Below are 12773 nucleotides of genomic sequence, written 5' to 3'. Positions count from 1 at the left end.
TTACTTCAGCCAACCCTTTTGCTGCGCTGCTTGCAACTGTGGCAGTAAATGCTGCCAAATCTCAGGATAGTATTCGGCAACCAGTTGGTTGCGTTCCAGAACTTGCTGCAACCGAATACCATTTTCTATCCAACTTTGCCCCTCAGTATGCAGGTTAATGAGCATGGGCAAAATACGGTCTAACACGGTAGCAAAACGCGCATTAGCAGTCTCTTCCGCTTCATACTCGTCCCATAGCTCGGTAAATTGTGCGCCTAATGCTGGAGGTAATATGCCAAATAAGCGTTTGGCGGCAGCCACTTCTTGTTCATGAATTGCGGCTCTGGCCACCAGGTCATAGACGATAACATCACCTGCATCTATCTCGACAATATCGTGCAATAGCGCCATTTTGATTACGCGATTGATATCAACATCCGGCCCTGCATAGGGGGCCAGACTCATGGCCGCCACAGCAAAATGCCAGCTGTGTTCGGCCGAGTTCTCCTGACGTAAGCTGGCGATGACTTTAGTCCGCCGCTGGATATCTTTCAGCTTATCGATTTCCATCAGAAACTGAATGGTTTCTGTCAGTGGGCCAAAATTCAAAGTTGCTAATGACATAATAAACCTCAGTTTTAGATAACTAGCAGACCAGCCAAAAGTTAACTGATTATCAGCAATTGCCCTAGTTTTTTCGATGATTTATCCAATAGACATGATGGTTTACATGTACTGACAGAATATTTAAGCGTACACGTGTACACTGGAATCATTCTCAGTTAACCTATGTGTACTATTTTTGTCCAGTTACAGTGCTCACCGGATGAAATAACGATATTAATCATACTTCAAGTCGCCTGTGCGTTGGCCGCTTTGTTCACTTACCGCCTTCCAGTAACTTGAATTATTTGGAGTATATTCACTTTTAGGATAATCAGTATTGAAGAATAAATCAGCTCTGCCGACGTCGACGACCTCGGTCACGTCCACGGACGTAACAACACCGTCTTATCCATGGGCAGAAGAAATCGCCAATAGCATCAGTCATGGTATTGGGGTGATATTCGGAATTATCGGTTTGGTTTTACTTTTGGGGCAGGCGATAGATAGCGGAGCCGATACTAAGGCGATGACCAGCTATAGCCTGTATGGCGGCAGTATTATTTTGCTGTTTTTGGCCTCAACGTTGTATCACGCGGTCCCACATCGCAAGGCGAAACTCTGGCTACAGAAGTTCGACCATTGCGCCATTTACATATTAATCGCCGGGACATATACACCATTTCTATTGGTGGGGTTAGATTCCCCCTTGGCCAGAGGTTTAATGGCGGTGATTTGGGGATTGGCTTTGTTCGGCGTGATATTCAAGCTAGCTTTTGCTCACCGATTTGAAGTGCTGTCGCTGGTGACTTACCTGACAATGGGGTGGCTATCACTGATTGTGATTTACCAACTGGCGATAAAACTTGAGATTGGCGGGCTGGCATTACTGACCATTGGCGGCTTGCTGTATACCTTGGGCGTAGTTTTCTATGCTTCTAAACGTATTCGCTTTGGGCATGCTATTTGGCACGGCTTTGTGTTGGGCGGCAGTGTCTGCCACTTTATGGCGATTTACCTGTACGTTTAATGCTTGATTTGCGGAGGCCGGATGACCAGCCTCCCGCTATTATGTACTCAAAAATAGATATCCAAAGAATTTGGTATTGCTGCTAAATCACAATAATTTCAAGTGATTAGAAATATTATTTTTCTTCGGCTAATGAGTATGGCAATGGCTGAATAGTAAGCACGCTATCCACATCATCACGGACACGCAGCACACTGTCTGCTGCCAAATCATTGTTCAGCACCGCCTGAACCCAAACCGAGCCGTCACTGAGTGCAACAGCAGCCAAAACGCTACCGGTACGCCGCCAGTTTTCACCCAATTGCCATTCTAAATCTTCACCCACTGCCGGAACACGGCCGGCGCGACCGGCTAACCAGTAGAGCGCGCGCTTGTTGGCGCCACGGTATTTTGCTCTGGCGACCATTTCTTGCCCGGTATAACACCCTTTGCTGAAACTGATGCCATTCAACGCCTGAATGTTTGTCGCTTGTGGAATAAACTGGGCGCTACTCTCGGTATCAATGATAGGGAAGCCCGCTTCGATATCCAGAGCCAACCACTGCTGACTGTTATTGAGCTGCGCGCGGCCAGACAATTTTTCCACCACTTGCTGTGCCTGTCCGGCATCGGTCACCAGCAGGAAACGCTCAGCGGGCAATGAAAAATGCAACAGTGTGGTATGACCTTGCTGCACGACCGGATGCTCGATATTAGGCAATTCAGCAAATACTTCCGCCAGTGCAGTTTTTGCCTCAGCACCCGCGATACCTAACAAAATGGCATCAGGTGGCGCAGCAATATCCACTTTGGAGAACACGGCATATTTCTTCAGTTCACTTAACTGTTTATCAAGCACGTTACGGCGTTCGATAAAAGCCAGACCTTCGCCGCGATAAAATAACCGCAGATTGCTCCACATCTTGCCTTTGGCATCACAGTGGGCGCAAAGCACATGTTGGTCAGTGGGCAATGCATCAATATCCGCCGTGACTTGCCCTTGCAGATACTTTACACGGTCCGCGCCAGTTAATGTCACCAGCGCCCAGTCATCAAGTGAAATCAATGTTAACGGCAGCTCGGAAGAGGCAACCGGTGGTTGTGCAGTAAATGGAGTGTTGTAAGCCATAATTTACCTGAAAATAAATATACCCGTCATACTTCGAGCTGTCTGCGCGTTGGCTGCGCTAAATAACCCGAATCACTTACTCATGTAAGCTCATTGGGACGTTGTGTTCGCCGCCTTCCTGCACTCGAATTATTTTGGATATAGTACCTGCGGATAAGTAACATCTGTCAGCGAGATACAGTGAACCGATGCTCAATGGTAAAATAGCCGGGTAGCATTGCAAGCAGTTATTCGACAGATTGAGCATTATTATTCAATATCTGAATTCGGCGATATCTGAGGTACAATAACCGCAGATTTTGTGGCAGAGTGCTGAATATGATTGAAAAACAGCACTATAACGCCTTTAGCCTATCAGCATCCTTCTTTGAGGAGTCAATCAGGACATGGAAATCGATAATAAAGCCCGTATTCACTGGGCGTGCCGTCGGGGTATGCGTGAGCTGGATATCTCTATCATGCCGTTTTTTGAACATGAATATGATGGCTTGAGTGACAACGAGAAACAGGTTTTTATCCGTTTGCTTGAATGCGATGATCCAGACTTATTTAACTGGCTGATGAATCACGGGGAGCCGCAGGACAGCGAGCTGCGTCACATGGTCAAACTGATTCAAACACGAAATAAAGCCCGTGGCCCAGTGGCGATGTGACCTGCGGATATCCTGGCACACTCAACTCTTCTCTTTATTAGCTCATGGCGTCTTGGTAATACTCACGCTTGTGGCGCCGTGGCCTCAGGGCTACACGGCACTCTGGCTAGTATTACTGACGTTAGTGGTGTTTGAGTGTATCCGCAGCCAGAAAAACATTACGTCTTGTCAGGGTGAAATCAGGCTGAAACCCGGCAATGTGGTGCTATGGAAAAGGCATGAATGGATTGTCATTAAACAGCCTTGGATGACCCCTTATGGCGTGTTATTGAGTTTACAACAGACCAGCAGCCGCTCAACTCGTAAGCGTTTATGGCTAGCTGCTGACAGTATGTCTGAAGAAGAATGGCGGCAATTATGCTTGTTACTGCGTCATTCATTTGGACCTGATGAAGGTATCAATTAATGAAGCCTGTAATCTGGCTGGTGGAAGACGAGCCGAGCATCGCCGACACTTTAATTTATACCTTGGAAAGTGAAGGTTTTACCCTCCGGTGGTTTGACCGGGGGGAACCTGCACTTGCGGCTCTTGCCAGTGGGCCACCCGCGCTGGCGATAGTCGATGTGGGTTTACCTGATATCAATGGTTTTGATTTGTGCCGCCGCATATTGGCCTTGGTGCCGGAGCTGCCAGTGGTCTTTTTAACTGCCCGTAGCGAAGAGCTAGACCGGATTATCGGCCTGGAAATTGGTGCCGATGACTATATTGCCAAACCTTTTTCACCGCGCGAAGTGAGCGCCAGAGTTCGCACTGTGCTGCGGCGTCTACAAAAGTCACAAACACGGGCTATCTCTACCACACTCCATCAATTCGGCCATTTCACACTGGATGAGGCGGGGGCTAGAGTCACTTATCACCAACAAGTTTTATCGCTGACTCGTTATGAATATCTGCTACTAAAAACCTTATTGCTGGCACCTGAGCGCGTATTTTCACGCCAACAACTGATGGATATTGTCTGGGCTCAGGCGGAAGAGAGCCAAGACCGCACCGTCGATACTCACATCAAAACTCTGCGCTCAAAACTGCGCATGACCCACGATAATGAATCGCCAATCCGTACTCATCGCGGATTGGGTTATAGCCTGACATATCGAACATGAGCCATCCCCTATGAAGATAGGCGTGCGTTTATTACTGGGTTATTTTTTGATAGTCGCCATCGCCGGTTACTTTGTCATTCGTATTTTTGTGCAGGAAGTGAAGCCCGGCGTGCGGCGTGCTACTGAAGGGACATTGGTTGATACCGCCACCTTGCTGGCGCAATTTGCCCGTCAGGATATGTTGCAAGATAAAGCCGCCGGGGGGCAGTTGGCACAAGCATTCGCGTCATTAAATTTACGGCCAATCGGTGCAAATATTGAAGGCATCCGCAAGGATCGCAATGAATACCGAGTTTATCTGACCAATGCTGACGGGCGGGTGATTTTTGATTCATCCGGTAAAGCTGTTGGGCAAGACTATTCGCGCTGGAATGATGTGTGGCTGACATTGCATGGCGAATATGGTGCGCGCAGTAGCCGCACTGATCCTAATGATGAACAATCATCAGTGATGTATGTGGCAGCGCCAGTTATCGTAGATAATAAAATTATTGGCGTGCTCAGTGTGGGCAAACCCAATATTTCTATGGCACCGGTAATAAAACGCAGTGAACGTAAAATCTTGTTAGCTGGCGGTGTATTGCTGGGTATTGCGCTACTGATTGGCTTGGGTTTTGTCTGGTGGATCAATCGGGCTATCGGCAAGCTGGTGGATTATGCCGAGCGGGTTTCCGAGGGGCAGGTTGCCACACTGCCAGCAATGGGCAGCAGTGAACTGAATGATTTGGCTCATGCGCTGGAAAGTATGCGCCTTAAATTAGATGGCAAAGCTTATATTGAGCAATATGTTCATACCTTGACCCATGAGTTGAAAAGCCCGCTGGCGGCAATTACTGGTGCGGCAGAACTCTTACGTGAATCTCCTCCACCCGCCACTGCTCAGCGTTTTCTGATTAATATTGAGCAGCAAAGTGCCCGTATCCAGCAATTGGTGGACAAAATGCTGATACAGGCACGGCTGGAAAGTCGGGTTGATTTGCAACTGTTTCCATTAGAAATAAGTCATATTGTCAAACAAGCCATTAGTGCCAAAGAGGCGCAGGCTGCCAGCCGGGGAATTAGCTTGCGGCTAATCCGTGTCGATAGCGCGATATTAACGGGTGATGGTTTGTTACTCAGTCAGGCACTGACCAATCTAATTGATAATGCACTGGATTTTACCTCAATTGGCGGAGAGGTGACATTAAGTGGCGAGCAGCAAACGAATGAATATCTGATTACGCTTGAGGACTCGGGCAGTGGTATTCCCGATTATGCCCAAGAGAAGATTTTTGACCGCTTTTATTCATTACCGAGGGCCAATAGCCCGAAAAGTACGGGATTGGGGCTAAATTTTGTGCGTGAGGTCGCCGCTATTCATCGCGGGAGCATTTCCCTTGAAAACCATTTACCGCACGGGGTTTGCGCCCGTTTAACTCTGCCGTTAGATATGACTTAAATCGCGGACTTCACTTTCACTTCACATAACCTCATTTTCCTTTCACTTCACTTAGTTAAGCTGCTCTCCTGACCTTAAAAGGAGTGCAAATTATGTTCAAATCCGTCCTGTTTTGGAAAATTGCCGCGTTGTTGGGCTTAATTCTGTTAATGATGATCCCGAAAGAAATGTTACTGAATGTCATCTCGGAGCGCAGTAGTTATCGGCAAAGTGTGATTGATAAAGTCAGTGACAGCACCAGTCGCGCGCAAAAAATCCTTGGCCCGCTGATTGTGGTGCCTTACAGCGAATGGATTGAAACCGAAGTTGATGGCAAGACACAGGGGCAGCGAGTTAGCCGTCATCGCTACTTATTGCCAGAAGTGATGACTGTTACGGGCGCGCCAGATGTTGAAGTGCGCCAATTGGGTATTTATAAAGCTCAAGTCTACCAAGGGGAACTCAACTTTTATGGGCAGTTTGACCCCTCTTCATTAGAAGATTTGGACCGTGAAGGTGTCACTATCGGCACACCGTCTCTGGTGCTGGCACTGAGTGACTCTCGGGGTATTCAGCATATTTCACCGTTGAGCCTGGGCAATACAAAGATTAATTTCGAACCAGGCGCATTCTTGGGGCGGACGGCGCAAGGGGTGCATGCGCCACTGACCGTTGAGCAGTTTCGGCAGGGCAAGTTCGATGTTAACTTTAAGCTGACACTTGCGGGTACCAACAGCTTGGCGGTAGTGCCTGTCGGGCGCAGCAGTGAACTGACTTTACAAAGTAATTGGCCCCATCCTAATTTTGTCGGTGAGTTTTTACCCTTGCAACGCAAAGTAGATGAAAACGGTTTTCGTGCCAATTGGAGCAGTAACTGGCTGGCTAACAGCATGAATATCAACTTTGCTGGTGACAGTGTGCGCTTTGATTTCAATGAGTTACCTGCCTTTACCACCAGCTTGATTGAACCGGTTGACCACTACCAACTGACAGAGCGCGCCATTAAATATGCCATTTTATTTATTGGCTTAACATTCTTCAGCTTCTTCCTATTTGAGAGTCTGACCTCGCTGCGTGTACACCCCATTCAGTATCTGCTGGTGGGCGCGGCATTGGTTTTATTCTACCTGATGCTACTGGCATTCTCTGAGCACCTTGGTTTTACTTTGGCTTATATTATTGCCAGCTTAAGTTGTAGCTTGTTGATTGCTATATATTTAAGTGCGGTGCTTGGCGGGTGGTTGCGTGGCGCATTATTTGCCGGCGGATTATTACTGCTGTACGGCGTTTTGTTTGGCTTACTGCAATCAGAAGACAATGCACTGCTATTGGGCACTGGTTTACTGTTTATTATTCTGGCTGCGGTTATGGTGCTGACCCGAAGATTGGATTGGTATCAGGTGGCTTCCCCGCAACGCTTTACGGGGCAGAAAAATCCTGAATCAACCGCCAGCGAAATCAAAGACGAAGAAATTTCGAGCGCGATTGTCGCGGCCGAAAGCGGCTCCCAAGATACATTTCGTTTGTGGAAGTAAACTAGCTAAGTCATACGGGGATAGCAAACGGGCACAGCAGATGCCCGTTTATCGCATTAAAGCAAGGCATCCATCTCAAGCAGAATTTGATCACACCACTGTTCGATGCGCTCTTCACTCAAATCGTATTGATTAACCTCATCCAATGCCAGGCCAACAAAGTGTTTGCCATCAGCACTGAGCGGTTTCGGGCTGGTAAACTCAAATCCATCTGTCGGCCAAAAGCCGATAAACTTTACGCCTAGCGGCGCAATATGGTCGTGCAGCATGCCAAGGGCATCCAGAAACCATTCGCTATAACCGAATTGATCGCCCATGCCATACATGGCGACAATCTTTCCCTTGAGATTAAGCTGAGTTAATTGAGGCCAGATGGCTTCCCAATCTTCCTGTAGCTCACCAAAATCCCAGGTAGGGATACCCAGAATCAAGATGGAATATTCTTCCATACGGCCGGGGCTGACATCTTTTAAGTTATGTAAATCAACCAGATCCTCACCCAGGATATCGCGAATTTTTTCTGCCACCATTTCGGTATAACAGGTGCTGGATCCGTAAAAGAGACCAATCTTCATGATGTGTAGCCATAGCATTACTAATAAGGAATAGCATCGAGTGTACCAGATTTGGTTCGTCATCAGGCATAATGGCTACTTATCCAATCAAAGAGAGAAACAGTCATGCAACAGCAAAATAACCCGCTGATTGAACAGTTTCTTGATGTCCTATGGCTGGAGCGGAATCTGGCGGGGAATACACTGGCCTCATACCGTTTGGATTTACATGCGCTGAGCGGATGGTTAGAACATCACGACAGTGATTTATTGCGCGCCGGTTCGCAAGACTTGCAGTCCTTTCTTGCTGAGCGCATAGAGGGCGGCTATAAAGCCACCAGCTCTGCTCGCTTACTCAGTGCGATGCGCCGCTTATTCCAATATTTATACCGCGAAAAATTACGCGAAGATGATCCGACAGCGCTACTTTCATCACCGAAATTACCACAGCGCTTACCGAAAGATTTAAGCGAGGCGCAGGTGGATGCGTTACTCAACTCCCCCAATGTCGATATTCCGCTAGAGTTGCGTGATAAGGCCATGCTGGAAGTGCTTTATGCCACAGGCCTGCGGGTGTCGGAGTTAGTGGGGCTGACCATCAGCGATGTCAGTTTGCGCCAAGGGGTTGTACGGGTTATCGGTAAAGGGAATAAAGAGCGGCTGGTGCCCTTGGGCGAAGAAGCGGTGTACTGGATAGAGAATTACATGGAACATGGTCGGCCGTGGCTTATTAACGGTCAATCGCTGGATGTATTATTCCCGAGTAACCGCAGCCAGCAAATGACGAGGCAGACTTTCTGGCATCGAATCAAACACTATGCGATCCTTGCTGGTATTGATAGTGAACGGCTTTCGCCTCACGTATTGCGGCATGCTTTTGCCACGCACCTGTTGAATCATGGTGCGGACCTACGTGTGGTACAAATGTTACTGGGCCACAGTGATCTGTCGACAACCCAGATTTATACCCATGTAGCGACTGAACGTTTGAAGTTGCTACATCAACAGCATCATCCGCGCGCATAGTTGTTTTTATGAAAACCCTACCGTGTGGAAAAAGATAGGATTTATAAATGAAAAAAAGTTTATTGCTGCTGCCGATGATTATCGCCGCACTTACTGGCCTGGCTCATGCTGATGATGCCGCTATCCAACAAACTCTGAAGAAATTGGATATTCAGAAAGCAGACATCCAACCATCACCTATCCCAGGTTTGAGTACCGTGATGACTGACAGTGGTGTGCTTTATATTTCTGCTGATGGCAAACATCTGTTGCAGGGGCCGCTGTATGACGTGAGTGGCAGCCAGCCCGTGAATGTGACCAACCAGACACTGGTGAAAAAGTTGGAAGCATTGAGCGGCGAAATGATTGTGTATAAAGCACCACAGGAAAAGCACGTGATTACGGTGTTTACCGATATCACCTGTGGCTACTGCCATAAGTTGCACGAGCAGATGAGTGACTATAACGCGTTGGGAATTACTGTGCGTTATCTGGCCTTCCCGCGTCAGGGGCTGAGCTCTCAAGCAGAAAAAGATATGCGTTCTATCTGGTGTATGGCAGATCGTAATAAAGCCTTCGATGAGGCAATGAAAGGTGTCGATATATCACCTGCGACCTGCAAAACCGATATTTCTGAGCACTATAAGCTAGGTGTGCAGTTTGGTATTCAGGGCACTCCGGCCATTGTGTTGCAAAACGGCACTGTCGTTCCGGGATATCTGGAGCCAAAAGAAATGTTACAGATGCTGAATAAGCATCAGGCTTCCTTAAAAGCAGCGGGTTAATCACCCGTGACATTGAAAACTCAACTTCGTCGTCGTGAGGCGGTGGATGATAGCCATTTGCCTGCGCTGGTGCCCCCCTTGTTGCGCCGCCTCTATGCCAGCCGTGGGGTAACAAGTGCGGAAGAACTGGAGCGCGGTGTAAAAGGCCTGCTTGCATGGCAGCAGCTCGACGGTATTGATGCCGGCGTCACTTTGTTGCAGCAAGCATTGGCCTCACGGCAGCGTATCGTTATTGTCGGTGATTTTGATGCCGATGGTGCAACCAGCACCGCACTGGCAGTTCTCGCTTTGCGTAGCATGGGCGGTAGCAATGTTGATTATCTGGTTCCCAATCGCTTTGAAGATGGCTATGGGCTGAGCCCCGAGGTTGTCGAACAAGTGGCTGCGCGTGGTGCAGAACTGATTGTCACGGTCGATAACGGCATTTCCTCTCATGCGGGGGTGGATTTAGCCCACGCCATGGGTATCCAGGTGTTGGTGACTGACCACCATCTACCCGGGGAAACCTTGCCTGCAGCAGAGGCTATCATCAACCCGAATTTGGTCGGATGCAATTTTCTCTCCAAATCACTGGCCGGAGTGGGCGTCACCTTTTACCTGATGCTGGCGCTGCGCGCTCGTCTTAGAGACAACGGCTGGTTTGAACAACGTGCTTTAGCGGTGCCAAATTTGGCTGAATTGCTGGATCTGGTGGCGCTCGGGACCGTAGCTGATGTGGTGCCATTGGATGCAAATAACCGCATTTTAGTGCATCAGGGCTTAAGTCGTATTCGTGCGGGAAAATGCCGACCAGGTATTCGTGCATTATTGGAAGTTGCCAATCGTGATGCTCGCCAATTAGCGGCAAACGATCTGGGTTTCTCTCTCGGCCCACGGCTTAATGCGGCAGGGCGTTTGGATGATATGTCTATTGGGGTGGCATTGCTGCTCAGTGATGATATTGCGCAGGCGAGGGCGCTAGCAATCGATCTCGATACGCTAAACCAGACGCGCCGCGAGATAGAACAAGGCATGCAGGTAGAGGCTTTGCAACTGTGTGACCAATTAGAGCGGACCAGCACTGAGTTACCTTACGGTATCGCGATGTACCACCCAGAGTGGCATCAGGGAGTGGTTGGGATTCTGGCTTCCCGTATTAAAGAGCGTTTTCATCGGCCAGTGATTGCCTTTGCTCCTGCGGGTGATGGTTTGCTGAAGGGTTCCGGGCGTAGTGTCGCGGGCCTGCATATGCGTGATGCTTTGGAGCGACTAGATACCCTAAACCCAGGACTGATGCTGAAATTTGGTGGACATGCCATGGCGGCAGGGTTATCGCTGGAGCAGGATAAATTCGATGAGTTTCGTCAGCGATTTGCCGATTTAGTCGGTGAATGGATGGATGCTTCGCAGTTAGAAGGCGTTATTTGGTCAGACGGCGAGCTGAAAGGCAACGAGTTATCACTGGAAACAGCTGAGTTGCTGCGGGATGGCGGCCCATGGGGGCAATCTTTCCCTGAGCCTACATTTGATGGAAAATTCCGTATTTTGCAGCAGCGGTTGGTGGGGGAACGCCATCTGAAGCTGATGATTGAGCCATTGAATGGCGGGCCTTTGCTCGATGGCATAGCTTTTAATATCGATACCACCTTATGGCCGGACAGCAGCGTACGTGAAGTAAAACTGGCTTATAAACTCGATATTAATGAGTATCGCGGTAATCGCAGTGTCCAGTTGTTGATTCAACACTTGTGGCCTTATTAATCGATAGATTGATATCAGGTTAAATACGGCTTATAGCGCTATTCGTCGAGATAGCGCTATAAATACAGTCAACTTGCTATAAACCGTCGTACAGATCCGTTAGAATTATCTGTTCTAATGACATTCCGTCATCTACGACTTAACGTAAGACTTTAAACCATGTTTGAAATAAACCCGGTAAAAAACCGAATTCAGGACCTGTCTGATCGGACAGCCGTTCTCAGGGGGTATCTTTGACTATGATGCCAAGAAAGAGCGGCTGGAAGAAGTAAACGCCGAGCTGGAACAGCCCGACGTCTGGAATGAACCTGAGCGCGCTCAAGCTCTGGGTAAAGAACGTTCCGCGCTGGAAGAAATTGTCACCACTATTGATCAGCTGGATCAAGGTATGGAAGACGTAACTGGTTTGCTGGAGTTGGCTATTGAAGCTGACGACGAAGAGACATTTAACGAAGCTATTGCTGAGTTAGATATCCTTGATGGCAAGCTGGGCCAACTTGAATTCCGCCGGATGTTCTCTGGTGAATATGATAGCGCCAACTGTTATCTGGACCTGCAAGCGGGTTCTGGTGGTACAGAAGCTCAGGACTGGGCCAGTATGTTGCTGCGCATGTACCTGCGTTGGGCTGAGGCTAAAGGTTTCAAAACTGAAATCATTGAAGAATCTGATGGTGATGTAGCGGGCTTGAAGTCAGCCACTATCAAGATTATCGGTGATTATGCGTTTGGCTGGTTGCGTACTGAAACTGGCGTGCATCGCCTGGTACGTAAAAGCCCGTTTGACTCTGGTGGTCGTCGTCATACTTCATTCAGTTCTGCCTTTGTCTATCCTGAAGTTGACGACGATATTGACATCGACATCAACCCGGCCGACTTGCGTATTGACGTTTACCGCGCATCCGGTGCTGGTGGTCAGCACGTCAACAAAACGGAATCTGCAGTACGTATTACCCATATTCCGACCAATATCGTCACTCAGTGCCAGAACGACCGTTCTCAGCATAAGAACAAAGATCAAGCCATGAAACAGTTGAAAGCGAAGCTGTATGAGTTTGAGATGCAAAAGAAAAATGCTGATAAACAGGTTCTGGAAGACAATAAATCTGACATTGGTTGGGGTAGCCAGATCCGTTCTTATGTACTGGATGACTCTCGTATCAAAGATTTGCGTACCGGTGTGGAAACACGCAACACGCAAGCGGTACTGGACGGTGATCTGGACAAATTCATTGAAGCAAGTTTGAAAGCCGGGCTATGAGG

General features: G+C 48.4%; 13 protein-coding genes. 10 read left to right on the top strand and 3 right to left on the bottom strand.

From position 1 onward, the window contains the following. Window positions 1-603: an HD domain-containing protein gene (locus F0T03_RS17245; protein WP_145553104.1), complete on the bottom strand. Its 603-nt coding sequence runs from the start codon at window positions 601-603 to the stop codon at window positions 1-3. 319 nt (window positions 604-922) lie between these two features. On the opposite strand from F0T03_RS17245, the gene trhA reads away from it, so the two are divergent. Continuing rightward, window positions 923-1612, top strand: coding sequence for a PAQR family membrane homeostasis protein TrhA (gene trhA, locus F0T03_RS17240; RefSeq protein ID WP_145553102.1), 690 nt, complete (start codon window positions 923-925; stop codon window positions 1610-1612). A gap of 115 nt (window positions 1613-1727) precedes the next feature. Here trhA and ygfZ read toward each other — a convergent pair whose 3' ends face one another. Then, window positions 1728-2720, bottom strand: a complete 993-nt coding sequence (gene ygfZ / locus F0T03_RS17235) for a tRNA-modifying protein YgfZ (RefSeq protein ID WP_145553100.1) — start codon at window positions 2718-2720, stop codon at window positions 1728-1730. Between the two features lie 386 nt (window positions 2721-3106). On the opposite strand from ygfZ, the gene sdhE reads away from it, so the two are divergent. From sdhE to creD, 5 genes are all read left to right on the top strand, one after another. Then, on the top strand, window positions 3107-3373 hold the full coding sequence (sdhE, locus tag F0T03_RS17230; RefSeq protein ID WP_145553098.1) for an FAD assembly factor SdhE: 267 nt from the start codon (window positions 3107-3109) through the stop codon (window positions 3371-3373). Next, window positions 3354-3779 (top strand): protein YgfX, encoded by a 426-nt coding sequence (locus tag F0T03_RS17225; RefSeq protein ID WP_145553097.1) that lies wholly within the window; start codon window positions 3354-3356, stop codon window positions 3777-3779. The genes sdhE and F0T03_RS17225 overlap by 20 nt, the downstream gene beginning before the upstream one ends. Continuing rightward, window positions 3779-4477 (top strand): two-component system response regulator CreB, encoded by a 699-nt coding sequence (creB, locus tag F0T03_RS17220; RefSeq protein ID WP_145553095.1) that lies wholly within the window; start codon window positions 3779-3781, stop codon window positions 4475-4477. Before F0T03_RS17225 ends, creB begins: the two co-directional genes overlap by 1 nt. A 10-nt stretch (window positions 4478-4487) precedes the next feature. Further along, window positions 4488-5915: a two-component system sensor histidine kinase CreC gene (gene creC, locus F0T03_RS17215; RefSeq protein ID WP_159679681.1), complete on the top strand. Its 1428-nt coding sequence runs from the start codon at window positions 4488-4490 to the stop codon at window positions 5913-5915. A 92-nt stretch (window positions 5916-6007) separates the two neighbouring features. Further along, window positions 6008-7429 carry a cell envelope integrity protein CreD gene (gene creD / locus F0T03_RS17210; RefSeq protein WP_159679679.1) on the top strand — a complete coding sequence of 474 codons (1422 nt, stop codon included), beginning with the start codon at window positions 6008-6010 and terminating at the stop codon, window positions 7427-7429. 56 nt (window positions 7430-7485) lie between these two features. Here creD and fldB read toward each other — a convergent pair whose 3' ends face one another. After that, complete coding sequence (gene fldB, locus F0T03_RS17205) at window positions 7486-8004, bottom strand: flavodoxin FldB (RefSeq protein WP_145553089.1); 519 nt, start codon at window positions 8002-8004, stop codon at window positions 7486-7488. Between the two features lie 105 nt (window positions 8005-8109). On the opposite strand from fldB, the gene xerD reads away from it, so the two are divergent. From xerD to prfB, 4 genes are all read left to right on the top strand, one after another. After that, window positions 8110-9009: a site-specific tyrosine recombinase XerD gene (xerD, locus tag F0T03_RS17200; RefSeq protein WP_159679677.1), complete on the top strand. Its 900-nt coding sequence runs from the start codon at window positions 8110-8112 to the stop codon at window positions 9007-9009. A gap of 47 nt (window positions 9010-9056) precedes the next feature. Further along, window positions 9057-9773: a bifunctional protein-disulfide isomerase/oxidoreductase DsbC gene (gene dsbC, locus F0T03_RS17195; RefSeq protein WP_145553085.1), complete on the top strand. Its 717-nt coding sequence runs from the start codon at window positions 9057-9059 to the stop codon at window positions 9771-9773. A 6-nt stretch (window positions 9774-9779) separates the two neighbouring features. Beyond that, window positions 9780-11513: a single-stranded-DNA-specific exonuclease RecJ gene (recJ, locus tag F0T03_RS17190; protein WP_159679675.1), complete on the top strand. Its 1734-nt coding sequence runs from the start codon at window positions 9780-9782 to the stop codon at window positions 11511-11513. Window positions 11514-11672: 159 nt separating this feature from the next. Further along, a protein-coding gene (gene prfB, locus F0T03_RS17185) for a peptide chain release factor 2 (RefSeq protein WP_145553081.1) occupies window positions 11673-12771 on the top strand; the annotation gives its coding sequence in 2 pieces (ribosomal slippage) (window positions 11673-11747 and window positions 11749-12771; 1098 coding nt in all). Window positions 12772-12773: the final 2 nt, after the last annotated feature.

Source organism: Yersinia canariae, assembly GCF_009831415.1.
Classification (GTDB): domain Bacteria; phylum Pseudomonadota; class Gammaproteobacteria; order Enterobacterales; family Enterobacteriaceae; genus Yersinia; species Yersinia canariae.
Note: the sequence above shows the minus strand (reverse complement) of the source record. Positions and strands in the feature narration are given on the sequence as shown.

Excerpts from the sequence above, each read along its gene's own strand:
- fldB (WP_145553089.1), bottom strand. The coding sequence starts at position 8,004 with ATGAAGATTGGTCTCTTTTACGGATCCAGCACCTGTTATACCGAAATG.
- xerD (WP_159679677.1), top strand. The coding sequence starts at position 8,110 with ATGCAACAGCAAAATAACCCGCTGATTGAACAGTTTCTTGATGTCCTA.
- ygfZ (WP_145553100.1), bottom strand. The coding sequence starts at position 2,720 with ATGGCTTACAACACTCCATTTACTGCACAACCACCGGTTGCCTCTTCC.
- dsbC (WP_145553085.1), top strand. The coding sequence starts at position 9,057 with ATGAAAAAAAGTTTATTGCTGCTGCCGATGATTATCGCCGCACTTACT.
- creC (WP_159679681.1), top strand. The coding sequence starts at position 4,488 with ATGAAGATAGGCGTGCGTTTATTACTGGGTTATTTTTTGATAGTCGCC.
- sdhE (WP_145553098.1), top strand. The coding sequence starts at position 3,107 with ATGGAAATCGATAATAAAGCCCGTATTCACTGGGCGTGCCGTCGGGGT.
- creD (WP_159679679.1), top strand. The coding sequence starts at position 6,008 with ATGTTCAAATCCGTCCTGTTTTGGAAAATTGCCGCGTTGTTGGGCTTA.
- creB (WP_145553095.1), top strand. The coding sequence starts at position 3,779 with ATGAAGCCTGTAATCTGGCTGGTGGAAGACGAGCCGAGCATCGCCGAC.
- F0T03_RS17245 (WP_145553104.1), bottom strand. The coding sequence starts at position 603 with ATGTCATTAGCAACTTTGAATTTTGGCCCACTGACAGAAACCATTCAG.